22 protein-coding genes, 1 tRNA gene and 2 pseudogenes are annotated in these 26,004 nt (G+C 34.6%); 10 read left to right on the forward strand and 15 right to left on the reverse strand.

Annotated features, from left to right (window positions below; genetic code table 11):
- Positions 1-11: 11 nt before the first annotated feature.
- On the forward strand, positions 12-587 hold the full coding sequence (locus tag NE363_RS04190) for a DUF4112 domain-containing protein (protein WP_445535884.1): 576 nt from the start codon (positions 12-14) through the stop codon (positions 585-587).
- A 38-nt stretch (positions 588-625) separates the two neighbouring features.
- Here the strand turns inward: NE363_RS04190 and htpX are convergent, their stop codons facing one another.
- Both htpX and NE363_RS04200 read right to left on the reverse strand, forming a co-directional pair.
- Positions 626-1,531 (reverse strand): protease HtpX, encoded by a 906-nt coding sequence (gene htpX, locus NE363_RS04195; RefSeq protein ID WP_004699673.1) that lies wholly within the window; start codon positions 1,529-1,531, stop codon positions 626-628.
- 256 nt (positions 1,532-1,787) lie between these two features.
- Positions 1,788-2,654 (reverse strand): lytic transglycosylase domain-containing protein, encoded by an 867-nt coding sequence (locus tag NE363_RS04200; RefSeq protein WP_445535885.1) that lies wholly within the window; start codon positions 2,652-2,654, stop codon positions 1,788-1,790.
- A gap of 504 nt (positions 2,655-3,158) precedes the next feature.
- Here NE363_RS04200 and ttcA point away from each other — a divergent pair.
- Together ttcA and NE363_RS04210 are read left to right on the forward strand one after the other, a co-directional pair.
- Positions 3,159-4,064 (forward strand): tRNA 2-thiocytidine(32) synthetase TtcA, encoded by a 906-nt coding sequence (ttcA, locus tag NE363_RS04205; RefSeq protein WP_004699678.1) that lies wholly within the window; start codon positions 3,159-3,161, stop codon positions 4,062-4,064.
- Between the two features lie 208 nt (positions 4,065-4,272).
- Positions 4,273-4,659 carry an SCP2 sterol-binding domain-containing protein gene (locus tag NE363_RS04210; protein WP_004699680.1) on the forward strand — a complete coding sequence of 129 codons (387 nt, stop codon included), beginning with the start codon at positions 4,273-4,275 and terminating at the stop codon, positions 4,657-4,659.
- A gap of 91 nt (positions 4,660-4,750) precedes the next feature.
- Here NE363_RS04210 and NE363_RS04215 read toward each other — a convergent pair whose 3' ends face one another.
- The 3 genes from NE363_RS04215 to greB all read right to left on the reverse strand — a co-directional run bounded on the left by NE363_RS04215 (position 4,751) and on the right by greB (position 8,038).
- The gene (locus tag NE363_RS04215) at positions 4,751-5,863 is read right to left on the reverse strand and encodes an MltF family protein (RefSeq protein WP_004699682.1); all 1,113 of its coding nucleotides are present in this window, start codon (positions 5,861-5,863) and stop codon (positions 4,751-4,753) included.
- Positions 5,864-6,394: 531 nt separating this feature from the next.
- Positions 6,395-7,369 (reverse strand): 3-oxoacyl-[acyl-carrier-protein] synthase III C-terminal domain-containing protein, encoded by a 975-nt coding sequence (locus NE363_RS04220; RefSeq protein ID WP_445535886.1) that lies wholly within the window; start codon positions 7,367-7,369, stop codon positions 6,395-6,397.
- 195 nt (positions 7,370-7,564) lie between these two features.
- Positions 7,565-8,038 (reverse strand): transcription elongation factor GreB, encoded by a 474-nt coding sequence (greB, locus tag NE363_RS04225; RefSeq protein WP_004699685.1) that lies wholly within the window; start codon positions 8,036-8,038, stop codon positions 7,565-7,567.
- A gap of 350 nt (positions 8,039-8,388) precedes the next feature.
- Here greB and NE363_RS04230 point away from each other — a divergent pair.
- Positions 8,389-8,478 (forward strand) — tRNA-Ser (locus tag NE363_RS04230).
- 77 nt (positions 8,479-8,555) lie between these two features.
- On the opposite strand, the pseudogene NE363_RS04235 reads toward NE363_RS04230, so the two are convergent.
- Positions 8,556-9,029: pseudogene (locus NE363_RS04235) on the reverse strand (SgcJ/EcaC family oxidoreductase).
- A 653-nt stretch (positions 9,030-9,682) separates the two neighbouring features.
- On the opposite strand from NE363_RS04235, the gene posA reads away from it, so the two are divergent.
- Entirely contained in the window at positions 9,683-13,681 is a 3,999-nt protein-coding gene (gene posA, locus NE363_RS04240) for a delta-poly-L-ornithine synthetase PosA (protein WP_445535887.1), read from the forward strand.
- A gap of 83 nt (positions 13,682-13,764) precedes the next feature.
- Here posA and NE363_RS04245 read toward each other — a convergent pair whose 3' ends face one another.
- Together NE363_RS04245 and NE363_RS04250 are read right to left on the reverse strand one after the other, a co-directional pair.
- Positions 13,765-15,105 carry a DUF6138 family protein gene (locus NE363_RS04245; RefSeq protein WP_445535888.1) on the reverse strand — a complete coding sequence of 447 codons (1,341 nt, stop codon included), beginning with the start codon at positions 15,103-15,105 and terminating at the stop codon, positions 13,765-13,767.
- Between the two features lie 134 nt (positions 15,106-15,239).
- A complete protein-coding gene (locus NE363_RS04250) occupies positions 15,240-15,548 on the reverse strand; it encodes a hypothetical protein (RefSeq protein ID WP_445535889.1) in 309 nt (102 codons plus the stop codon).
- A gap of 267 nt (positions 15,549-15,815) precedes the next feature.
- Here NE363_RS04250 and NE363_RS04255 point away from each other — a divergent pair, with 267 nt between their 5' ends.
- On the forward strand, positions 15,816-16,151 hold the full coding sequence (locus NE363_RS04255) for a hypothetical protein (protein WP_410567206.1): 336 nt from the start codon (positions 15,816-15,818) through the stop codon (positions 16,149-16,151).
- Between the two features lie 103 nt (positions 16,152-16,254).
- On the opposite strand, the pseudogene NE363_RS04260 reads toward NE363_RS04255, so the two are convergent.
- From NE363_RS04260 to NE363_RS04275, 4 genes and pseudogenes are all read right to left on the reverse strand, one after another.
- Positions 16,255-16,342 (reverse strand): annotated as a pseudogene (locus tag NE363_RS04260) (hypothetical protein); the annotation flags it as partial.
- Between the two features lie 6 nt (positions 16,343-16,348).
- On the reverse strand, positions 16,349-17,170 hold the full coding sequence (locus NE363_RS04265) for an ROK family protein (protein WP_445535890.1): 822 nt from the start codon (positions 17,168-17,170) through the stop codon (positions 16,349-16,351).
- Positions 17,171-17,574: 404 nt separating this feature from the next.
- A complete protein-coding gene (locus NE363_RS04270) occupies positions 17,575-18,081 on the reverse strand; it encodes a GNAT family N-acetyltransferase (RefSeq protein ID WP_275290288.1) in 507 nt (168 codons plus the stop codon).
- A gap of 32 nt (positions 18,082-18,113) precedes the next feature.
- The gene (locus NE363_RS04275) at positions 18,114-18,371 is read right to left on the reverse strand and encodes a YjhX family toxin (protein ID WP_001054060.1); all 258 of its coding nucleotides are present in this window, start codon (positions 18,369-18,371) and stop codon (positions 18,114-18,116) included.
- Positions 18,372-18,649: 278 nt separating this feature from the next.
- On the opposite strand from NE363_RS04275, the gene NE363_RS04280 reads away from it, so the two are divergent.
- On the forward strand, positions 18,650-19,069 hold the full coding sequence (locus NE363_RS04280; RefSeq protein WP_445535891.1) for a hypothetical protein: 420 nt from the start codon (positions 18,650-18,652) through the stop codon (positions 19,067-19,069).
- A gap of 137 nt (positions 19,070-19,206) precedes the next feature.
- Positions 19,207-19,953, forward strand: coding sequence for a hypothetical protein (locus NE363_RS04285; protein ID WP_445536354.1), 747 nt, complete (start codon positions 19,207-19,209; stop codon positions 19,951-19,953).
- Between the two features lie 343 nt (positions 19,954-20,296).
- On the opposite strand, the gene NE363_RS04290 is transcribed toward NE363_RS04285, so the two are convergent.
- The 3 genes from NE363_RS04290 to NE363_RS04300 are packed head-to-tail and all read right to left on the reverse strand — an operon-like array spanning position 20,297 to position 23,416.
- Positions 20,297-22,006, reverse strand: coding sequence for a DUF262 domain-containing protein (locus NE363_RS04290; protein WP_445535892.1), 1,710 nt, complete (start codon positions 22,004-22,006; stop codon positions 20,297-20,299).
- Between the two features lie 24 nt (positions 22,007-22,030).
- Positions 22,031-23,164, reverse strand: coding sequence for a hypothetical protein (locus NE363_RS04295; protein ID WP_445535893.1), 1,134 nt, complete (start codon positions 23,162-23,164; stop codon positions 22,031-22,033).
- Positions 23,165-23,416, reverse strand: coding sequence for a helix-turn-helix domain-containing protein (locus NE363_RS04300; protein ID WP_445535894.1), 252 nt, complete (start codon positions 23,414-23,416; stop codon positions 23,165-23,167).
- Positions 23,417-23,492: 76 nt separating this feature from the next.
- Between NE363_RS04300 and NE363_RS04305 the strand changes: the two genes are divergently transcribed.
- Together NE363_RS04305 and NE363_RS04310 are read left to right on the forward strand one after the other, a co-directional pair.
- On the forward strand, positions 23,493-24,572 hold the full coding sequence (locus tag NE363_RS04305; RefSeq protein WP_445535895.1) for a DNA cytosine methyltransferase: 1,080 nt from the start codon (positions 23,493-23,495) through the stop codon (positions 24,570-24,572).
- Positions 24,573-25,319: 747 nt separating this feature from the next.
- Positions 25,320-25,892, forward strand: coding sequence for a TetR/AcrR family transcriptional regulator (locus tag NE363_RS04310; RefSeq protein ID WP_445535896.1), 573 nt, complete (start codon positions 25,320-25,322; stop codon positions 25,890-25,892).
- The last annotated feature ends 112 nt before the right edge of the window (positions 25,893-26,004 follow it).

Consider the following 26,004-nt stretch of genomic DNA (forward strand, 5'->3'; position numbering starts at 1 on the left):
ATTTGATTTAGATGCCTCAAGAAAAAAAACTAACACAGCAACAGGTCATCGCATTAGAACGAGATCTGGCTAAATTCGCAACCATGATGGATAGCGCAGTCCGTATTCCTTTTACAAAGCAGGGTATTGGGGCCGATGCGGCCCTAAGTACCATTCCTATTGCTGGTGATGTAGCTGGTTTTGTCCTGACTTGCTATGCCATATATAAAGCCAAGCAAATTGGTGTACCGCAGCATAAGCTCACTCCAGTCATAAAATTGGCTGTAGTCGATGCTGTAGTGGGTTGTGTGCCAGTTGCTGGGACTATTTTCGATATTTTTATACGTCCTAGCAGAAAAGCGTTAGACGTCGTCCATACCCACATTCGTGAAGAATATGCGATTCAAAGTGATATGCATGTTGTGCATCCGTATTTACATGAAAAGCTTGAAAAGAAGCAGCAACAGTCAGCCTTCTGGCGTAACCCTATTGTGAGTTGGCTATGGCTACATATACCCGATTTATTGGGGGGGGTTGTGCTTATTTTGATTGGTTTTGCAATGTGGTGGGGAATCAGTTTTCTTTGGGGACTTGCCCATTCAGCCTAATAAAAAAGCCTCCAACTGGAGGCTTTTCATTCACTGTGTTATGGGCAATCTAACTGATGTAGAGCTGCAACACGCTGTTCGATCGAAGGGTGAGTTTGGAACAATGCAGCCAAGCTAAAGCCTTGTTCTTTACCTTCCGCAATAGCGAACGCTTTCATTTCTTTTGGCATTTGGTCAGGTAACTCTGTTTCTGCCTGTAAACGTAATAAAGCAGAAATCATTGCTTGTTTACCAGCTAAACGTGCACCTGCTTCATCAGCACGGTATTCACGGTAGCGAGAGAACCACATCACAATAGCAGAAGCTAGGATACCGAACACGATATCTAAAACCATCGTAATGAGGAAATAACCCATACCAGGTGCTTCATTGTCTTGACGACCAAAAACATTACGGTCGATAAAGTCACCTACTACGCGAGCAAAGAACATAACAAAGGCGTTTACAACACCTTGGATGAGTGCCAATGTGACCATGTCACCATTTGCAACGTGACCAATCTCGTGCGCAAGCACTGCACGTAGCTCATCTTTGTTCATACGCTCAAGTAGACCGCTTGAAACGGCAACTAAGGCATCATTTTTATTCCAGCCTGTTGCGAAGGCATTAGACTGATATGAAGGAAAGATACCAACCTCTGGCATATTAATACCAGCACGTTGAGAAAGTTCAGCGACTGTTTGCAATAACCAGCTTTCAGCTTGGTTACGAGGAGCATTTGGGTCAATCAGTTCTGTACCAGTAGTTTTTTTAGCCATCCATTTGGACATAAATAGAGAGACTAACGAGCCCACCATACCAAACACAAAACAGATGACTAAAAGGTTGCCTAGATTCAAGCCACCCGCGCCATGGTAACTACCGACACCGAAGAGTGACAAAATAATGCCAGCTACAACCAGTACCGCGAGGTTGGTAAGCAAAAACAAACCAATCCGCATCATTGAGAAAATCCTCTTATAAATAAAATATTATCTGATTTATAAATTATAAATCACTCAGCTAATATGCGGCGCTTAGGGGAAAAATTCAAGAAAAAAATAAGGAATCAATAAATTCTTTAGTGGATAAGAATGTATTTAAATTAAACAAGTTATTTATAAGGCCCATCTAAACACAGAGGTACAGGTAATAGATCATTACAATTTTTAGACAATGGCCTCGTTAAAAGATTAACTGCAATGCATGAGTTGTTTCAATTTACTCGATTCTAATATGCGCAATTGCTGTTGCGTTATTGGTGACATAAGTTCCTGTCGGTGCATCGGTATAGGTACCATCAGCCAAAGTCACAATTTGGCGTGCAGAAGAATATTTAACAGGTTTAGCCGATACTTGTTGTGTTGTGGCGGCTTGAGGTAACTCTGGGCGACTTACAGTCTGGGTAGAAATATTTGAGTTCGTAAAAGATGAAAGGCTTACCCCAGAAGAATATAAGTTCTGATATCGACTGGTTACTCGGCGAACATAATCTTGGGTTTCACGAAATGGGGGAATACCACCGTATTTATCAACGTTGCCTTCACCAGCATTATAGGCTGCGAGTGCCATTTGCGTATTGCCATTAAAACGCTTGAGCAACCAGCCTAGATATTTTGCACCAGCAAAGATATTTTGCTGAGGATCGTAAGCGTTAGAAACGTTAAAGCGACGGGCAGTGGCTGGCATGAGTTGCATTAGGCCTTGGGCACCGACTGGAGAGTGGGCATTTACATTGAAACCCGATTCGGTATGCATGACTGCTTTAATTAAACCTTCAGATACACCGTGCTGTTGTGCTGCCTGCTTAATAATATGGTCAAACGCATTTTTATTTTTGCTATAGCTCGGTAGAACAGAAGCTTCTGAAGTGCCCCAGTTTGTATAACTATGAATATTACTATCAGGATAGTAAGTCACTTTTACTTTCTTGAGTGAATTGTCATAGCTTTTACGGTTAGTCAGTAAAGTACTGCCATTTTTGTCTTGGTAAACGTACATCTGACCCGCAAAAGTCGACGTTACACCGACCGAAAAAGTGGTTATCCCCAGCAAACAAGAAAAAAGATATTGAACCGAATTTTTCATTTTATGTTATTCACAATTTTAAGGTATTCGAGACTTGTCAAAGAGTTTATCAAAAAATATTAAAGAAAGAAGTTTTGTGTAATTTTTTTTATTTTCGCTGTTTTAAAAAATCAAGCTGTTTTGTTCGAATGATCATCAAAAAAAATTAAAAAAAATTTTTAAAATGATTCTATTGACTTGAATAACTATTTGAAAATTAAAGGTAAAAATGATTGGTTAAAAAATGATCAATTTAAATAAAACCCTTAACAGAAGGTGAAAACAGTTTGTCAAGCACGAAGAAATCCACAATTTTATCCACAGGTTTTGTGGAAAACTGTGGAAAAGTCCAAAAAGTAAGCATTTTGCGCAAAAAATGAACTCATCGGTCAAAATGGAGCACGACTTTTGCATCATGCCTGAGCATTATGACGACTTCAAGAATTGAAACTATTCTTTTGATGCGATTCCCGTCTGAATCATATAAAATTGCGCGGTATTTTTATTTATGGGTATATCTCGTCTATGTACGCGCCAGTTGAGTCCAACGAAGGATTTAATTTTAAGCCTGAACTTCCAACAAGCTCGGTTTATTATCGTTTGCTTAAGAAGCTTCGCCGTCAAGTTGGGCATGCCATTCGTGACTTCAATATGATTGAAGATGGTGACAAGGTCATGGTGTGTGTGTCTGGTGGTAAAGACAGTTATACCTTGCTCGACATTTTGTTACAGTTCAAACGTGTTGCACCGATCAATTTTGACATTGTTGCGGTTAACCTTGACCAAAAGCAGCCGGGTTTTCCAGAAGATGTCTTACCACGTTATATGGAAGAAAATAACATTCCATATTACATTTTGGAAAAAGACACTTATACCATTACCAAGCGTTTAACACCTGAAGGTAAAACATACTGCGCAGTGTGTTCACGTTTGCGCCGTGGTTCGCTATACGGCTTCGCTCAAGAAATTGGTGCCACCAAAGTTGCGCTAGGCCATCACCGTGATGACATCATTGCAACTTTCTTCTTGAACTTATTCCATGGCGGTAGCTTAAAGGCAATGCCACCTAAGCTTTTATCGTCAGATAAGAAAAATATTTTGATTCGTCCTTTGGCCTATGTTGAAGAAAAAGACATTATCAAATATGCCGAATTACGTAAGTTCCCAATTATTCCGTGTAACCTTTGTGGTTCACAAGAGAACTTACAACGTGCCATGCTTAATGAAATGCTACGTGAGTGGGATAAGCAATATCCGAAACGCTTACACAGTATTTTTGGTGCTTTACAAAACGTTTCTCCGTCTCAGTTAGCTGACCGTGAGTTGTTTGATTTTGAAGCACTAGATTCTCAGCGTGAGATCGATTTTAAAGACCCTGAAGAACTTAAAAATCGTTTAGATGTAGTGAATTTAAGTTTCGCTGCTGAATAAAATATTTAAACAAGTCAATTAAAGGCACTTTATAAACAAGTGCCTTTAATGTATCAAAACACTAAAAAATGAATGTTCCGTACAAAAAGTCATAGCCCAACCTTAAAATTACATGCTATAACAACGCACAAGCAGAAGTGCTTCATATGATGTTGTCTGGATAGACAACTAACTAGAGAAATTGAACAAATAAATTTGAGGAAGAATCATGCCTGCATTTTTAACTGATGATTGGTTTGCGACTGTCGAAAAATTAACTGCTGAAGCAGGTGATCTTAATTTGCCACCAGCTCTTGCGAATTTGGCAATTAATTTAGTAGTTACAGATGCTTCTGGAAATACCGAATTAGCTTTAGATGGGGGTAAAATCCAAAAAGGTTTGTCTTCAAATGCCAAAACAACTTTAAATATGGATGCTGAAACTTTACGTAAAGTATTCTTAGAGTTTGATATGGCTGCAGCTATGCAAGCATTTATGACTGGTAAAATTAAAGTTCAAGGCGATATGTCTCAGTTAATGGCTTTGCAAACAGCTAAACCAAGCCAAGAACAAAAAGATTTGTTCAAAAAAGTATTAGAACAAACAACAGCTTAAGTTAAAAAGAATTCAAATAAAAAGCTTACCCCAAGAGGTAAGCTTTTTATTTGTACAAACACTGAATTTATCAACTTTTAAATAATAAAAATTAGATATTGATTCGAGGTTGTGCCGTTTTAATATGCTCAAGATAAGCACGAATACGGGTCACATACTGTACCGCTTGTTTGTACCGACCATTTCGCATTTGATTACGCTGTAAGTACTCATAGAGGTTAACCCACTGGTTTGGATCTTTTCCTTGAGTCTGTAAGCGTTTCTGGATTTGGTTGACTGCACCCGGACCCATATTGTAAGCCACAAGGGCATACCAGTTACGATCTGGGAAAGGAATATCATCATACTCACTTAACATGAGATCATAATATTTCGCACCGCCCTGAATGCTTTGCGCTGGATCGCTACGGTTACTTACACCCATTGCCCGAGCTGTACTGTTGGTTAACATCATTAATCCACGTACGCCTGTTGGTGAAACAGACTCTGGCTTGAGATATGACTCTTGATAGCTCATTGCTGCAAGCAAATGCCAATCTAAATCATACTTTGCTGCGCTTTGTTTGAAGCTAGCTTTGTAAATGGGCAGACGTGTACTTAAATCACGTTGAATCGTAGACCAAGACTCAGGTTTTACAACGTTACGGTTATAAAATGAAGCCAGTTGTTGAGTCAGACCATTTTGCTTGCTTTGACAAACAAAACCACTGGCAGTTTGTGTAAGAGGATCATCTGCTTGTTTAAACACCCAGCTTAAATCAGGATTTAATCCATTTTTTTGCAAATTTACGATATCACCACAACTTGCAGAAAAAGACATTAAACCTTTGCTCTCGATTGAGCTTAAGCCTGCGGTCGTCATGGCAAGATTTGCTTTACCTTGCTGGACCCATTTGAGTGCAGTGGCATTATCTGCCACGATTTTGAAGTCTAGTTTTACATTTAAGCTTTGCGCATAGTTACGAGCGAGGTCATAACCAAAGCCATGCAAAAATTGATCTTCTTTAAAAACGGTAGTCGGGCTTTCTACAGCAACTACAGTTAATGTGTTTGTGTTAACTACAGTATTGTACTGTAGGGTTTTTCCTGCATTAATACTATGAAAGGGAAAAAACATAGTGCTGAGTGCAAGGACTTTCAATGGGAGAGAAGAAAATAAAGAGTTAAGGCAAAGCCTCGACCCAGAACTTGAATTACTGTGCATGTTGTCTCCGCTACAGATAATTTATGCCCTAAAAGCCAGACAAAAAGCTGCCATAACTTCTAAAAGTTGATAAATTCAATAAGGGGTGGGCAGTCATGACGTCATTCAAAATGACATGAAATGAAAAAACAGACTTTGTAGAAAATCTACATAGTTTTAGGTTGGGTTAAAAAATACTCAACATTTAAGATGCGCGCATCATAATATTCAAAAAAAAGTTTGTCAAATTTTGAACAATTAAATATCGGATATATCAACATAACACCATGAATTTATTAAGGAAGAAAATTTATACACTTATGGTGTGAGAAAATCGGGTATGAAATGCTACATTTTGTAGCCATCATGTTATTACAACGTGAAATTTGATTTATATACTAGGTAACTGATATAGCTTAAATAACTGAAAAAATAAAATAATTTAGTGATTTTTAGTTCTATTTAATTTGTTTACATTTAAATTAAAGCTAAAAGATACCATTAGAAAAAGTATCTTTTAGCTAAAGTAATAATTTTATCAGTTATATCTTATTAAATCTTCCATAGCATTACACCGGTCTGGTAACCTGCTCCTAAAGACCAAAAAACAATAATATCACCTTTATTTATAAGTGATTTTTCTAACCGTTTTTTGTAGGCAATAAAAAAACTACTTACTCCTGTATATCCATATTGATCTCCAATGTATTCAATTTTTTCAGAGGGAATATTGATTTTATCTTGAAGAATATCAATATTTGATTTCGTAAATTGGGATAGTAAAAAACAAGATATATCTTCAATGTTTAAATTATTTTTCTTCAATAATTTATCTAGTGCATCTGCTGCGAACTCCACACTTTCCAAACCAGTAAATGGTGCCCAATGAATTTTTTGTTCCTTACTGTGATAATTCGTTAGGCCATGAGGAGGAAAAACAATAGTTTTACAAAAACTACTATCTGTTTGGTACATCCTGTCAATAATGCCCGAATCATAGGTATTTTTTTCTAGTATTATGGCTGCCGCTGCATCTCCGACAATTGTTGAAGGAATCACCTGTTTTTCATCTCCAAGCATTGTTAGATGATCAGACCCAATCACCAGTGCGCGTTTATAACTTTCTTTTGATGCGAGCAAAACGGATGCTTGTTCAAGAGCAACGAACATTCCTAAACAATTAGCATTTATATCAAAGCATATACAGTCAGTTTTAATATTTAATTCTGAATGAATCAGTAAAGCATTAGTTGGAGATAGATATTCTAATGTTGTAGAAGAAAATATAATAATATCAATGCTGTCATGTGAAATGTTATAATCTTTTAATAATTGTTTTGATGCATTAACTGCCATTGTAAGCGCATTTTCTTCATCATTAATAATGACATGTCTTTTATTTCTTCCTACTTTTTCAAAAATTCTATTTAAACTATCTTTATCTTCAAATTTATTTAAAAAATATTCATTATTTCTAATTGTTCTTGGGTGATAAGTAGATATTGCAGAAATTTTTATACCTTTCATGATTAATAATCTCTTTTTATATAAAAATATAATTGTGTTTTAATTTTGATCAATTATCGATGGCATTTTATCTACTTTTTAAATTTAATGATTTCTAATTTTATATAAAATAATATGTATAAATTTGGATATTAATATATTTTTAATATTATAATTTGGGTTGTAATAAAAAATAAAATGAATACTCTGAATTAATTACTGATAACTTATTTTTGTTATATACCAAATCATTTTACCTTTAGGTGTTTGAACTTGTATTTCATCATCTACGGCTTTACCTAAACAAGCTTTTGCCATAGGTGACTGCAAAGAAATATAGTCTTTGCGACCATAAATTTCTTCATCGCCGACAATACGGAATTTAGTAGTTTCGCCTTCATCATTTTCTAATTCAACCCAAGCTCCAAAATAAGCTTTACCATCTTGTTCCGGCCGATATTCTACTTTTTGGGCAACTTCAAAAAGTTTGGTGAGGTATCTAATCCTACGATCAATTTCACGTAGCTTTCTTTTGTTGTAGTGATAATCTGCATTTTCTGAGCGATCGCCAAGACTAGCTGCCCAAGACACAATTTTGGTAATTTCGGGGCGTTCTTTTCTTACAAGATCATTTAGCTCATCTTGCAATCGTTGATAGCCTTCAGCCGTTAATAGTTTGCGGTTCGTCATATAGCTCAAACTTTCTTCATATAGATAGTTTCGTTAGAAACCACATCAGGAATTAAAACTTATCTGTAATTGAAAAGGGGAAAATACCCTGAGTAAAGCGTAAAGCTTTTTTATCTTTGTGACTATGTTATCAAAAAGATAGACCAGTATCATATAGTTATGTGAAGCATGAAGGATAGTTAAAGATAATTAACACTTCCCAAATAAAAATAAGTTTAGGCATAAAAGTAGTAAGAGGTAGATAAAAACTCAAAATTAAAGGTTTTTTGTTTTTATTTTGAGCGTTTGGATAAAAACTTAGATAAAAAGGTTTGCCAAGTTGGCTTTTTATTTATATTATAGCGCTCGTTGGAAGCGTGGCAGAGCGGTTTAATGCACCGGTCTTGAAAACCGACGAGGGTGTGAGTCCTCCGTGAGTTCGAATCTCACCGCTTCCGCCAAAATTCTTAAAAAGCCCTTGTTAATGACAAGGGCTTTTTTTTGCTTATAAATTACTAAAAAACTATATCGCTCGATTTCACAAATCTCTAAGTATGGTCTCTCCGGTTCGTGGGTTTGTCAAAGTCACATTTTCAAGCGCCTGAATGGACCAAGAATTATTTTCCTTAATAAGTACAGTAAGAATGAGGGTGTCAATTTGATGTGGACCTTGAGGATGAGCTACTCCTGCACTTAAGCGACTCCAAAAATGAGAAATACAAATATTGTCACTTATGGGAGTGATGTCTATGAGTTCATTCTCTAGTGTTGAGTCGCTATAGATTGTTTCATGAATAGGTTGGTGAAGTGCAATAATTTCCTTAGTACCTTTAACGTAATGACCGAAACGATTAACGAAAGTCGCATCTTGATGAAAAAGAGCAGCAAAGGCCTTCATATCATGATTATTCCATGCGATTTGAAATGCTAAGGAAATGTCTTCTGGGTTTATTATGTGTTGGCTCATATCATTCCCACTATTTAAGTTTTAAGTCCATTTTGAATATATTATAAATGAATGGGCTTCGACATGCTTAAACGGAACAGCTAGTCACAGCTCAGCATGCAAGGACTTATTCCTATAAACACGCCATACTTTTAACGCAAAAAAGTTTAGGGGTGAGCAGTATTAAACAACTATAAGTTTGAGCTATGCGATTGGATAAGTTTTTAGAAAAATACAGATAAAAATATAAGATAAACAAAATTGACTCATAACGAGTTTAATATGATGAATAATCAAACATCGTCTAAAAATTTAAATAAAAATCTTTTTTTTAGGCACTATTTAATTGTTCAGAGCAATACAATTAAGTTTAAAATATGGAGATGTTGTATACAAGATGCCATTTATTAGTTTAATTAAAATTAGAGTTATATAAATCTTGTGAATTATAGGTTTTTACTTGGCTATTTTTGTACGTTTTCCATCCTGAAGACGATGAAAAAATTAAAACATTGCAGCTAAAGGCTTAATTTTTTTAGAAAAGATGATACTAAAGAATCAAGAATTATATATTATTAAATAGACTTTGAAACTAAAACTTTAATCTTGATTTAAGTTCAATTATTTAATTTATGACACATCTAGATTTCTTTAATGAGTCAGAAAAACAAATTATGACTTCATTTGAGCCAAATCAGAAAATTAAAGAGAGTATAAAAATGAACCAGTTTGTAACAAACACGAATAATATTATTCGTGGAAAGTATCATCCGGAATTTTTGCAGTATGAAGTCTTGGCCGATATTTTTGTCCATACTGCACAAACTCTTCCTGATAAAACGGCTTTAATTGAAGCAGATAAAACGTTGACCTATGGTGAGTTGTACCAACAAGCCTTAATCATGGCTCAGCACTTGACGATCAGAGGGGTGAAACCTGGTCATATTGTTGGGTTATGGTTGCCTCGTGGTATCGAGCTTTTAAAAGCTCAATTGGCGATTTGTTTAAGTGGTGCAGCATGGCTTCCTTTTGATATGGATACGCCAGCTGACCGTATAGCAGTATGTCTTGAAGATGCTGAGTCTGTGGGAATGATTACTACAGATGAATGGTATGCACATTTAGAAGAAGTGCCGCAAGCAAAATGGACAAACACTGAACTACAAAAGCCACTCAGTGAAAATATTCCTTTAGCTAAAACAACCCCAGAACAACCTGCGTATATTATTTATACATCAGGCTCAACGGGTAAGCCAAAAGGGATTGTGATTACCCAAAGAAATATTTGTCACTTTTTACGCAGTGAAAATAATGTTTTAGGTATTCAAGAACAAGACAAAGTCTATCAAGGCTTTTCTGTCGCTTTTGACATGTCGTTTGAAGAAATTTGGCTGTCGTACTTGGTTGGTGCAACATTGTGGATTGCACCTAAGTCGCTTGTGAGTGACCCTGAACGTTTATGCCAAACATTAAAGCAAGAAAACATTACCGTATTGCATGCTGTACCGACATTACTTGCTTTATTCCCTGAAGATGTACCTAACTTAAGAATTATTAACTTAGGTGGGGAAATGTGTCCGGATTCACTAGTTGACCGTTGGGCATTACCTCACCATCAAATGTTTAACACTTATGGTCCAACCGAGACTACAGTTACAGCAAGCCTTGAGTCTTTAGAGCGTGGCAAACTCGTTACCATTGGTAAGCCTTTACCAAACTATGGCATGCTGGTCATTAACGCTGAAAGAGAATTACTGCCGCAAGGTGAAACAGGTGAGCTCTGTATTTTTGGCCCAAGTGTAGCAGAAGGATATTTAGGCAGACCTGATTTAACGGCTGATAAGTTCATTGAAAACCCGTGGGCAGAAGGTCCAGACGAACAATCGCTCTATCGTACTGGTGACTTGGCTAAAATTGATGAGTTTGGCCAAGTACACTGTTTGGGGCGTGCGGACGATCAGGTAAAAATTCGTGGTTTCCGTGTTGAACTTGGTGAGATCGAAGCTGCGCTTTGCGATATTGAAGGTATTGGTACAGCGGCAGTTATTCTTCGTCCCGAAGATGGTATTGATCAGCTTATTGCGTTTATTGCACCAGAAATTGATGCGAAACAAGCAATCGAAATTAAAGTACTTCGTCAAAATTTAAGCCAACGCTTACCACCTTATATGGTGCCAAACCGTTTTGAGATTATTGAAGAAGTTCCGCGTCTATTGTCAGGAAAAATTGACCGTAAAGCTTTAAAAGCACGACCACTCACCAGTGTGATTGACCGTAGTGAATCGGACCAACCACAAAACCCAGCAGAAGAAATTTTATTTGGTATTTTGAATCGCTTGTTCCCAAACATGCCGATTAAACTCGATTCAGATTTCTTTGATGACTTAGGTGGTCATTCACTTTTAGCGGCTGTTTTAATTTCGAACTTACGTGAACATCCGGAATATAGCCACTTAACTATCCAAAACTTATATCAAGCAAGACGAGTTGGGGCAATTGCTGCGCTCATGCTAGAGCAACCAACGCCGACTGTATTTGATAGCCAGATTGGACAAGATAACCCGCGTAACCAGACTTATAAGTGGTTATGTGGTATTGCACAGCTAATTACTATTCCTGTTTTAATTTCGATTAATATCTTGCAGTGGTTAGCGCCATTCTTTACCTATCATTATTTTACTGGTGGATCACGAGACAGTATTCCGAATGCAATCGCGATGTCTTTATTGGTTTATATTAGTGTAATTATTGCCAGTTTTGTTGTTTCAATTTCTGTAAAACGACTATTAATGATGGGCGTTGGTGCAGGGCAATATCCATTATGGGGATTGACCTATTTCCGTTGGTGGTTAGCAGACCGTATAGGTAGTATTTCACCTGTCTATCTTTTGTCAGGTTCAACTTTACTTAACTTATATCTGAAAGCGCTTGGCGCCAAAATCGGTCATGATGTTACGATTAGTTCAGTACATATTCGTATGCCATCTTTACTTACTGTTGAAGATGGGGTGAGCATTGGCTCTCAAGTGAACTTGGAAAATGCTAAAGTTGAACATGGTCACTTGGTATTAGGTTCAATTCACTTAAAAGAAGACAGTTATGTGGGCTCTTATGCTGTATTAGAAGAAAATACAGTGTTAGAAAAACAAGCTCATGTAAATGCTTTAACTTCAATTGAATATGACACTGTTATTCCAGCCGGAGAAATCTGGGATGGTACACCTGCTAAAAAGATCGGACATGTGGATGATCACGATAAATTACCAGAGCGTCCAAAATTATCGTTTATTCGTAAAATTGCAGAATATGCATATTATGGAATTAGTGCGTTAATTATTGCGTGTTTGTTCTTTATTCCAATTTTCCCAAGCTTCCTGTTGGTCGACTGGTTAGATGCAAACGTATTTAATATTAACCCGAATGAACATTTACAAATCGCACTGTACTACTTCATTTTAGCGATTCCAGCTAGTGCAATGATGATGATGATTACTGCTGTGATTTCTTCAGTCATTCGTAAAGTTGCATTGCCTCGTCTTGAAACAGGAACCTATGCGGTTCATGGTGGTACGTATTACCGTAAATGGTTTGCTTCGCAAATCTTGGAAACGAGCTTACAAACCTTACATGGCTTGTTTGCGACCATTTATGCGCCAACATGGTTCCGTATGCTCGGTGCAAAAGTAGGTAAAAATACCGAAATCTCTACCGCAAATGGTGTTATTCCAGAAATGCTGGCTTTGGGTGAAGAAAGCTTTATTGCTGATGCTGTAATGCTAGGTGATGAAGAAATCAAAGGCGGCTGGATGACATTAAAATCGACCACCATTGGTAACCGTAGTTTTGTCGGAAACAGTGCTTATATTGCTGATGGTACCGTGTTACCAGACAACGTCTTGATTGGTGTGCAATCTAAAACACCTGATAACGTTGAAATGTACGATGGTCAAACTTGGTTTGGTTCACCACCGTTATTGTTACCTGCACGTGAAGCTGCTGAGAAATATCCAGATCATTTAACATTCTTGCCAAGTATCAAACGCCGTTTAATGCGTGGTTTTATTGAAGGCCTTCGTGTTGTATTACCTGCCGCTCTTGCGATTGGTGTGGGTTATATGATCGTGCTTGAGATTATTGACGTTATTAACAAATACAACATTCCAACTGGTTTGTTGGCTTTAACGCTTGCTGGTTTGCTCTATGGCGTAGGCTGCTTCGTTATTGTTGCGCTATTGAAGTGGATTTTGATTGGTCGTTATGAGCCACGTTCAGCTCCAATGTGGACTATGTTTGTATGGTTAAGTGAAGGGATCACGAGCTTATATGAGTCAGTTGCGATTCCTAACTTCTTAAACTACTTAAGAGGAACGCCAATGTTGCCATTCTTCTTGCGTATTTTAGGTGTTCGCATTGGTAAAGACGTTTATATGGACACTGCTGATATTACAGAGTTTGACTGTGTAAGCATCGGTGACCGTGCTGAGTTTAATAGCTTCTCAGGCCCACAAACTCACTTGTTTGAAGACCGTATTATGAAAATCGGACAAGTAAATGTTGGTAATGATGTCGTGGTAAATACACGCAGTATTATTTTATATAACGCCAACGTGAGCAACCATGCTGTATTAGGTCCATTAACATTGGTCATGAAAGGTGAAAATATTCCGGCTAAATCTGCTTGGATTGGTTCACCAGCCGTGCCTTGGGTTCATAAATAATTAATTGTTGAATTGAAAAAAAAGCCTCTGTAGAACAGGGGCTTTTTTATACTTTAGATAATGCTCATAATGTTAAATAATATTTATCTGAAATCCTCTGTAAGCATCAAATACATCTTCCAAATTTCACGAGATTTAAATTTTTGCATAGCATAAATTTCATAAAAACAATCTTCTATGTCTCCGTAACTTTGCAAAGATAAAAATATTTCGGGCCACTGAATATTATGCTGTTCTTGTCTATATATATTTACTTCTTGCACTAAAATTTTCATCGCTGCAAGATTATTGAAATATGTATAAAAACTATTAGGTTCAGGTCGAAAATTTTCATGTTCTAAAAGTGCTTCACACATATTTAAATAGGTTTTTATAGTTTTAGATGTTAAACCTTGTCGATCTAAAAGAGCACATGGAATATAGTTTTGAAGAATGCAGTGGTCATTGGTTTTATTTAAAAACTTTATAAATTGGTCTGTATACTTAGAATCTTCTACTATAAGGGAGAAGATTGCAAAACCATCCACTTCAACGTAGTTTTCACCATCTAAATCAGTATAAAAACCAGATCCCTTTTCTATTAAGCTAATATAAGTCTGAATTTCAGGATGTAAATTATGATATTGGGCCGCACTATTGAATAATCTATTTGCCCCACAGTCAATTAAACAAGGAATTCCAAGTATTGTTTGATCTTTAATTTCTTGAACTTCAAATTTTAACTTATGACTTTGAGGAAAACCATTTTTAAAAAGCTGATTTATATAATTTAAGACAGCCTTATATGTTTCTTCATTATGTTGGAATGCTAAAATATCTATACTTGCTAATAGATTATTACTAGTCGCTTTAAAATAAAGATTTTCAATCGTAATAACTTCAATTTCAAGTTCACTATTGCTATGGGACACCAATTCTTGATAAAGGTCAAAATTTAACTCTTTGATATAATTTAAATATTCTTTAAACTCATAATTGGGACTATGTGTATATGCCATACACCGTATACCAAACATGAAAATTTTCAAGATATCTTGATCGTGCTTTTTAAAACAAACTTCTGGCTTTTTAAGCCATTTTGAACTGAATCGATTAGGATCTTCTTTATAAAAATATACAGGGAAAATAAATTTTTCTATGAAAATACTTAAGCATGATTCAAAGCCGGTATAAGTCTTAGAGTAAATTGTATTTAACTGCTTAAAAAAATTAAGATACTGTGAAAAGTCAAAAGGATAGTTTGCACAAAAATATATAATCAACTTTCTCAAATCTGTGTGTAAGTTTAATTCGATTTGATAGTTAGGTAAATAAATTGCTCCGATTACGTTTGATTTAGGATTATTCGGATACTTTCTTACAAGTTCAAAGTGACCAATTAAAATATCATTAATCAGTAACTCTGGGTTTTTTTCAAGTAACATTCTTGCGCCTTAGTTTTTTATGGTTGGAATGAATAATATTTAATCGTCATCTATAAATTGACTTAGAAAATATTTAAATTCAACGTAATATGCTTTAAGTGATTTAAAAAATGGGAGCACTTAGCTCCCGTTTTTTATTTTTGCTCATGTTCTTTGTAATATTGGTGTGCTCTCTTAGAATTATGCTTCCAACTTTTAGCAACTTTGGCAACATATGTTGAAAGATCATCCCATGCATCAGCTAAACCAGAGCCACGGGCTACACGAAGCTTAAGGGGGTAATCTTTATATTCAATAAAATGCATTGAATAAAAGCTTTCCTCTTGCTTAGTACTGAACTTTTTATAATGAACACTTTTCATATTAGGAAAGCGTCCCCAAAAAGAGCCATTAGATTGTGGGGTTTTAACAGATTGTTGATACTGATATTTCAGTTTTTTCATTGTTCCTCCTAGGTAACATTACCTAGAAGGGATCCTCTGCAAAGTAGTACATCTTCTTTAATCCTACATATTGAATATTTTGTCACCTATGGACTGCATTGTTGATTTTTAAAAAGCTAAACTATGGTTATCCTGCTTAGCTTAAATCTATTTAAAACAGTATGCTTAAATTCGTATATATTATACATGAGTCAATTTTATATAATGTTCATGTGCTAAGTACATTGTAAAATATCAAAATTAAAAGGTATATGAAGAATTTTAGGGATGTATTTAGTTCATATTTGGAAAGTTAATTCTATGGAAAAAGGTGAGTCTATATCCGCCTATCAAATACAAAAGGAATTTGCAGATATTTTAGTTTCAATTTTTGATAAGGAAATACTTCCACTTATTTCAGATCTTTCATATGTAGATTACGATTTGTATAGTGGGAAACAGCTTCATCAATTAATTAACGAATTTAATAAACTCATCGAAATTTATACAGATTTTAAAGATGAAATTTCTAAAATAATAAGCTTTTTAGAAAAAGCTATTGAGTGTAAAGAAAAAATTCTTTTTGACCCTTTTAGGGAATCAATCTTGGGTTTAAATATTTAAATTTTCTCTAAAATACTAAAGCTTATATCAAATTTTTCAGCTCAATAAGTTAAAACCTAAGCTATTCCCAATATGCCCTTAGCCAAGTCTTATACCATTCATGTTCACATAAGGCAATCAAAGCATGCGAAAGGGTTTTTTCCATTAATATTGGCTGAACTTTCAGCATGCTGAAACTGAAAAATACTTATATTATTTTATTGTTCAATTGCACGTATAGCACCTAAAGCAGCTACTTTTTTCCCCGCCTTTACTTTTGATATATCGCAATTTTGCCAAAGCTCGGGAAGGCAGTTTTCTTTAGCAGCTTCTAAAGCCGCCTCTAAATAACCGGGTAACTCTATTGTTCCTCCTCCTATTACTAATTGTGAAGGATTTAAAAGGTTAATGACTGTGGCTATTCCAAGACCTAAAGCTTGTCCAGCGTCTTTTATAACAGCTAAAGTAGATTGATCTCCATTGTTAGCCATTAATGCTAAATTAGATGGGCTTAGTTCGCATAGTTTGGTAATTGCAGCTCCACTGGCAAGTTCATCTAGACGCTTAATTCCTTCATTACTTTGTACTGGTAAGTAACCTAGTTCACCAGCCCAACCACTAGCTCCCATTAAGGGTTTTCCATTTGTTATGAATGCAGCCCCAATACCTGTACCAATCATAATAATGCCGCTTGCAGCATGAGATGAAAAATCATTGAGTTCAGCATACATAGCAGCTTTTACATCATTTAAGATCATTGTTTTACTACATAATAATTTTAATGCGTTATTTCCTTGCCAACCTATGAATGCTGGAAGAACATCACAATTAACAACGTATCCCGATTCGTTAACTAGACCCGGCACTGCTAGGCTTATGCTTTCGGGTTTAATTCCATGTTTTAAAATAAAAGATTGTAAATGTGATATTAATTCTTCTGGAGTGAATGAAATTCCTGTACTAAATATTTCTTCAATTTCATCACATAATATCAATAACTTAGTGCCTCCAAGATCTACACCAATTTTCTGAGTTTTCATCAAAAGCCATATCTCAAAATTATTTTATAAATTTTAACGTGTCTATATGATCAAGATTTTATAATTATCAGTATTTGTGTAATAAATTTTAAAATTGCTTCCAAATGGAGATCAATTATTTTCCATATATTTCAATCTTATATATAACGGATAGCCCTAATTTTCTGTTTACTTGCTCCACTCATAACCCACTTTTACCAGTAACTACCTGATTATTTATCCTTACTTTTTCATGATCTAATCTAAAACAAATGTCATCTTGCGTGTTGTACTGAAAGGGAACCACTCTCAATTTTATTTGTAGAATTTAATAGAATTAATAAGTATACAATTTTCAAAGTTTTAAATTAATACAAAGCCTCTATAAATAGAGGCTTTGTATTAGGTGTTGTAAGTGAACTTATTTATTCAGTTGCCGTAAAAGCATCATGATAAGTAACTTCTCCTGAAGGAATATGATTGCTGAAACTTATAGCTTGAAAGTATTCATTTGGGACATCAGGTAAATTTAAATCTGGGTATGATTTAAAACCAAATCGACTGTAATAATTTGGATCACCTAATAGAACGCAACCTTTTCCGCCCAATTCTTTTAACTTTTGCAAAGCTGCATTCATTAAAAGAGAACCAATGCCAATTCCTTGTTTATTTGGACATACAGAAATAGGGCCTAGGCCATACCAACCTGTTTCACCTGACGTAATCGTAACTGGTGAAATAGCCACATGACCTACAATTAAGCCATCTTCTATAGCAACCAAAGAGATTGTGAGTTGCTTATGTTTCCGAAGGCTATTCACAATAAATTGTTCGGTATGGCTCGAATGCTCTTCATTTAAGAACGCGGCTTTCGTCAACGCTTCGATATTCTTAATATCGTCGGGTTGTTCATCTCGAATTATAATATTCATATTTTCTTTCTCTTAATAAATAGCAACTTATATCAACGATTGTCTAGTTGAGGGCGGACCGTCTGAAGCCCTAACAATGTAATTTGATAAGGTTGGCTATTTTTAGATTTGATTAAACGTTTTGCTTTTAGCTTTTTAAATACATCTAAGGAACAATCAGATAGCACAAAACCTTCTCGTGTATAGCATTCAACGAAATAAACTGTGCCTGATGCATCACGTTGGTATTTAATATGTCCACCTTTGGCAAGGACATGGAGAGTTCGTTGTTCGAACTTTGAAAGATTCATGTTGGAGCCTTGATAATAATCAAACGTGCAAATAGAGGCGATCAGAAATATGACCACAGAAAAATTGCGACATTGATAATCAACTCAATAGTAAAAATTGAGAGTGATTATCAGATGATTACTATCTCCAACATATAAACCTCTTTTAGAAGGGGGATACTTTTATTCAAAGGATATATTAACTGTATATATCACTTAATCACAAATGTTTTTTATATTCATAGACCATTCATTTATATAAAATCAGGCAACAAAAAATTATGTATGAGTTTTAGTAAATGAAAAAAACAATTTTTAGCCTAATTTTCGCTACTTGTGCAGCTTTTTCAAATAGTATTCAAGCAGAAGAAGTCTATTATCAACAAGAAGATATCGCTTATGCTTTTGAACTAGATTCAATCGAATTTTATTTACCGAGTAAAAGTAAATTTAAAATTACTGCTACCAGAAAACTAGTTGGCGTACCCGAAACAAAGTTTTATACAGGTGATTTTGATAAAGATAATATCGCACAATTTCATATGGCTTTTGACTGTTCACATAAGACGATACAGATTTTAGAATTTATGATTGGTAATAAAAATAATGGTGAACTTAAGTACAAGAGCGATAAAAAGGGCGAAGTAATGAAAGCCACGGGTGACAATGATTTAGCTATGCTTAATTTAGTGTGTGAAAATGCTAAGGCTATAAAATAGTGTCTGTGAATTATAAGGCTTGTTTTTTAATACACGTATATACAATTTTCTTGGCGGCCCACCTTTGAAAAAATGAAGCTAAAGATTTAACAATTATGATACCCGTACAGACATTCTCGGTTTTTGCAATTTTTCTGTTGTTTATTGCGCCATTGATTGGTGTTGTACTAACACTCGGTTTATTGGTGAAAGCACTATTCTTTTGGCGAAAGATGGCTCAAAAGCCTGTGAGTTTTTTTTCTAAAAAGACATTGTTCATTATGCTACTGGCATTGATATGTGACCTGTGGGCAGGTTATTTATTTTATATGAGTGCATCGGTAGAGTATGAGATTGCACTTAAGCAGCATTACAAGGAAAGTCGCAGTCATTTCGTTTTATCTCAAGATGCACAATATGGCGAACTGTTGATTCCCAAAGGGAGCTTAATTAGTCGTTATGATGCTTTTGACAACGGTGAGCCACAAGTACCCTTTAGCTTACGTGGATTACAGGCTGTACGTTTCCCTCATCCTGTACAAGTCGCAGGAATGTGGATAACTGCGATGGAGCCTCCTCGAATGGAATTGGCGTGGGATCAGCAAATAGGCCCAGTTATGCGCTTCGATCCTAAGGAAGAAAATGGTTATGGTAAATGGGTTTACGATAAGAAACGTCCTACTATCACTTGTTCTCGTGGAGATATCGTACTACTTGAAATTCCACTTATTGATTATGATATTGCAAAAGAATTTGGTAAGCCTGAGCCTGATGGAGCTAATGCACGTTTTCGCCCGAGTGAGTGGGGTGTTCAAGAATGTGAAAAAGGTCAGGGGCCAATTAAAGTTAGTCCTGCATATACTGGGACTGCGCCAAAGAAACCTTGGTTTCAACTATCAGACTAACAATATCTCATGTTAAAAAATCTTTATTTAGCCTAATCATTTCAATTGTAGTCTTGTTCTCAATTTTATTTTTAGAATTTAATAGAGTTAATGATTATTCAATTTTTGGTCATGAAAGGTGAAAGTATTTTGGCTAAATCTGCTGGGATTGATTCATCTGCTGTGCCTTGGGTTCATAAATAATAAATTGTTGAATTAAAAAAAGCCTCTGTAGAACAGAGATACATTAAGTAAACAAAAATTTTTTTAATTTAGAAGCACCAATTAAACTCCTTTAATTAAAAAGTTTAATTGGTATAATTTATTTAATCTAATTGATCAATTAGATTTAAATTTTTGTTTTTTAAATGCTAGTTAGGTTGTATATTTTTTCTCCTAGTTGTTTGCTTCTAATATTAATTTCATCTTCAGAAGCATCCCAAAGTGGGTCGATAAAATTTTCTAAAAGAGGGTATTTATGCTCTTCTAATATTTTAATTTTATCTTTCAATTCAAGATCTTTTAATTTTTCATTATTAAGTTTAGATCCTACTAAAATAAGATTACCTATATTTGACATATAAGACGTTTTACTTGATTGACTAAGAAGATGCTCAATCGTTAAGTCAGTGAATTCTCCACTGTATGGTTTATGAGGTACACTTTCTAAAACCATAAATAGAGAGTATTTAATTATATTTTTATGTTTTATATTTTTGTTGTCATAGCTTAATTTCTCAAAGTTTAGAACAAACTCTTCTTTAGAAACGGCTATTTTACTTAATGCTTTTTTAAAATCAATAAATATAGTATTAATATCATTTACATTATTTGTATTATAAACTTTTTGTGCTGTCTCATTATATAAAGTTGTTAAGGTTCCACCTGTTTTTCGGCGACAAACTCCATTGAATTGAAAGTGAAATTGTTCAATTGTAGATACAAAATTTTTTAAGAGTCGCGTTGAAATAATTTCTTTCTTATTTGAAATAAGTAAAGATAATAATAGAGGATAAATAATTTTAATTTTAAGTTCCTGTATAACTTTTAAACTATAGATCAATGGCTTATTTTTTGTGATTTTTTCAATTGTCTCTGGATCTAAAATATTTAAGTAACATTCACTGTTTTCAACTAAATTTTTTAGAAAGTTTTCACAATCTTCTGGTTTTTCACCTAAAGTATCTTTAATGGTAGGAAAAAGTTTTTTTGCAGTAGTGATACCATGTGTAGCATTCCAATAATGATAAAGATATTGATCTACAATGGTTTTATCTTGTTTATCTTTTACAGACTCTAATTTATCAATTAGAGTCTGCCACAATGCTTGAGATTCATCATAATCAACATGTGAATTAGGTAAATTCTTAAGAAGTAAATTTTTTACTAAGTCCGATACATTTAGCTCCTTACCACGAGCATTAAGTGTTTCAAAGATTAAATAAGCATCAACTTCATTGTCTAACAAAATATAAACAAGTTTTAGTTTTAGAATTTTTGATCTCAGTTCTTTTACTTTTTGAATTAAAGTTTCTTTATAAGTAGAAGATTCTTTATTTAATTTGAATTTTTCAAGATATTCATTTAGAAGCTTTTTAACAAGAGTATAAGCATCTTTAATTTTGCTTTCCTCAAAGCTAATATCATTAGAAGATTGGTTTAGATTAATCAGATCATATTTCTGAATTTCTCTCTGAAAATAAGGGTATGAGGATTCTGGAGCTAAAATAAATTGTTTCTTATTATCTGCATCTTGTCCTTCAATATAATTTTGAACTCCTCGAGCTAGCTCATCTTCACCTAATTCTTTAAATTTTTCTCGTATTGCTGAGAGAATAATAGTTATAGTTGTAAAACGTTGCTGGCCATCAACTAATCCAACCATTGGTTTATCAACAATGTAGGCTACAACAGAACCAATAAAATAATTAGCATCTTGATTCTCAACGATATCGGTCCAGAAGTCTTCTACTTCATCCGTTTCCCAAGAATATGCTCTTTGAAAACGCGGTATTTTGAAAAATGTTCCTCTTAACAATTCTTGAATTTCTTTATCTTGTGCTTCAATTTTCATCTTTATTTCCAAATTTGTTGAATCTTAGTTTTCTTCTGTACTTGGAGGAAAACACTTATTCCAAATATTCTTAGTAAGCAAAGGCCTGTCATAAAGACTAATAAATTCTCTTAAATTGGTTAATAAGTAATCTATTTGGGCATTGTCTAATAATGCTATTTGGGAGCAAATAAAGCTTTGCATATCAAGAAAATTGAAATAATGTGGGTTTTTAATAAATCCACTTGAGTTTTTTGAGTTGTAAGTAATATCTTTTAAGGATTTAGTATCTTCGGGCAGGCGACATATGAATGTAATTGGTACATTTAAGAAATTAAGTTCATTTAGAACATCATAGCTATCACTAATTCGTTTATTATCTATACTTTTTAAGGTGACTTCAAAAACACCAATAGCGTTATCATTCTTTAGAAGAGTTAAGTCCCCTGGTTTTTTTGAGGTAGTATTCGTACCTGAAACACTTTCTCTAGTTCCTTCAATAATCATTTTTTTATCATATAAGTAAATAGCTTCAAGCAGGATGCCTATAAAGAATTGAGGGATAGTCCCACCTTCTACAGCTTCAGAAATAAAATTCCATAATTTGATGGCTAATTCTTGTTGTGTATCACCTGTTGCAGTAACAGGTGTAATTGTGAATTTAGAATGTTGATCTGAAAGTTCTTTTAGGCGGAACATGAATAATTTAACTAAATATTCATAGACTTCCGTATTGTTATAGTATTTGTTAATTAAATTCAGATAGTTAACGACAGCTTCAGCTGCCTTTTGTGGGCGCTTTCCATTAGCCCAATTTGAGTCTAGAACAAAGGTATTCTTTGCGACATTCAAAGGATCTGATTTTCCAGAAGGAATCTCAAGTTCTCTTAGCGCTAAAAATATACCTTGCTCAAAAATGGACCGAGGATTACAAGAATAGAAATCATTCAAAAAGTCATAAGCTGGGTTGAGATGTTTACCAACGATAGCAGTTAGCAGGAGGCCTCTGAAACCTTTTGCTTTAATTTGAGGGCTTATTAAATTTTGGAGAATAGAATCAGCGGCTTGGAATAATTCATTTTCTTTAAAATCTTCATTACTTAAATCTTTAATAGAAGAATAAAGATCTAAAACATGATTTTTTGCAGCAATATTTCTTTCTTCTGTATTTAAAAACATTTATATCTCAAGAAATTCTAAAATAACCTTTTTTAGGTTTGGATTGGAAGAAATACGGTAAATCTGTAGTAAATTCTTGAGTTCTAATATATCTAAACGCCTTTCTAAACGTTCTATCTTAGAGATATCGGTCTGAGAAATAGATAACTGAAATGCGACTTCCTTTTGTGAAATTCCTAATCTTTTCCTTTCATTAGATAAGATAGTAATTAAATTCACATAATCGGAATTATAAATAGTTTTTACTTTCATAGGTTTACCAAGCTATCGTGACTTAGTTTATGAATTAATATAAAATATTCGAAATTGGAATATTTTGAGATGTTTTGTGAAGGCGATATCTTTATTTAGCGGTGCTGGTGGTATGGATGTTGGTATGATTTCTGCTGGTTTTTCTGTGCAGATCGCTAATGAGATTGATAGTGTAGCTTGTAAAACCTATATTCAGAATCATAAAAATACAATCCTCATTGAGGGCGATTTGGATAAGAACCTTGATTATTTTAATGATATAACGGGAATAGATTTAGTATTTGGAGGCCCTCCATGTCAAGGGTTTTCTGTAGCGGGTAAAATGGATGTACATGATCCTAGATCTAAGTTGGTTTTTTCTTTTCTAGAAGTTATTAAAAGAGTTATGCCTCAAGCTTTTGTCATGGAGAATGTAAAAGCACTAGGTTCATTAGAAAAGTTTAGTCACATACGTCAAGAAATAATTAAACTGGCATCAGAAATGGGTTACAGAGTATCACTTATTCATTTGAATGCTAAGGATTTTGGTGTACCACAATCTAGAGAACGTATTTTCTTTATTGGTTTAAAAGATAATTTAACTGTTTCTTTAGAGGATTTTAAAGAATATTTTAAAGAAGCTCCCACTATACGAGAGGCGATCTCTCATCTAGGAAAGGCTGGATCAGCTACAAATCCTCATATTACTAATGCAAAAATTACTCTAGCTAAGAACCCTATATTAAGAAAATCACCATATGCGGGTATGATGTTTAATGGGCAAGGTCGACCACTTAATCCCGATTCCTGGAGTAGTACTTTACCTGCTTCAATGGGGGGGAATCGAACTCCTATCATTGATGAAAACCATTTGTATCATTTTGATCAAAGTTGGGTTGAGAAATATCATGAATTATTAATTAATGGGCAGTGTAATTCTAATGTAGTTGTTCCAAATTCATTAAGACGACTAACAGTAGATGAGGCGAAAATAATTCAAACATTCCCTGAAACTTATAAGTTTTGTGGTACCCAATCTAAAATTTTTACACAAATAGGAAATGCTGTTCCCTGTAAATTAGCTGAAGTTGTTGGTTTGGTAATAAAAGCAAAAATAATACATAAAAAGTCCAAAGCTAAAGAAGCTCCCCCTATGCAGGGTTCTTTCATCTTTTAATAAGAAATAAATTTTTGGAGTAGGGGTGGTAAGTTTCATCTCTATTCTTTAAGTCTAGTTTATAGCATGTGTCATAACTGTATAAAAGAACCAATATCAATCAAATATTTATATCTAAGATTCTCCCCCTTTATAAACCCCCATTTAACAATAACTATCTCATTATTTATCCTTACTTTTTAATGATCTAAATTAAAACAAATGTCATTTTGTGTGCTTGACTGCAAAAGGGTTGGGCACTATTCTTTGCCTGCTGGCCTACATTGCCAGTCGGTTTTAGCAGACCGTATATTATCTCCCGCATCAGAGCCATTCCTTCTGAGGAATACTCATATGTGGTAGCCACTCGTTCCTTTCCCGTAGCGGTAGGACGGGAAAGGGACACCTACGGGTGTGCTAGTTTGAGATAATACTAGTCTGCTAACCCTTTCTCGTTCTGCCACCATAATTCTATAAATGTCTGGCAGAACTCCCAATAAAAAGGAGTTGGCTTTGCACATTCTTAATTTCTTGGCAGCCTTTGCCAAAAGCTATAACAACACAACTTAGTTCTTTATGAGTCTGATCGCCATGCGGCTGATGAGGCTTTAAATCGTCACGACTAAAAACTTGCAGCAACAATAAAACTTGAGATGTGCCAAGCACAGTCTTTATGGCTTTGCTATGCCTTTTTTTCAGCTTTTAAAAAGCAAAGGCTTTTATATCTCATTTATATACAACAACAATTTATTTTATAACGGTAAAACTATGCCAAATTTAATTCTCTCAACACGCGCTTTAAAAGCTGTAGAAAATGGAATTAATCTGTTTCATCACAATGGTTTTCACACCGTCGGTGTCGACAAAATCGTGAGAGAAACAGAAATAACAAAAATGACGTTCTATAGTTATTTTCACTCTAAACAACGCTTCGTTGATATCTGTCTCATTGTGCAAAAAGAACGACTGCAAGACCAAGTGATGGCTATGATGGAATATGATTTGGAAACAACTGTATTGGATAAAATTAAGAAACTCTATTGGTTACATGCCGATATTGAAGGGCCGTATTACTTATTATTTAAGGCCATTTTCGAAACTAAAAATAGCTATCCAAACGCTTATCAAACTGCGGTGAGATACAGAAAATGGCTCATCAATGAACTTTATAGCCAGCTCAGATTACTAAAAATAGAGGCATCATTTAACGATGCCAAAATACTGCTATATATGATTGAAGGAGCAATTATTCAGCTTTTAAGCGCACAGCAAACCGATGAAAAGGAGAGCTTACTAAACTATTTTCTAAATAGTTTAACCAAGATGAAAATGTTGAGATGAGTGAATAGAAAACAATACAAACCTTCAAGGCGAGTGATTATTGTCACTGGCCTATAAATTTAGTTGGCAGTTTTAAAGCACTATCATTTTAATGAAAGAAGTTGAAACCAAA

Source organism: Acinetobacter sp. G18, assembly GCF_052660225.1.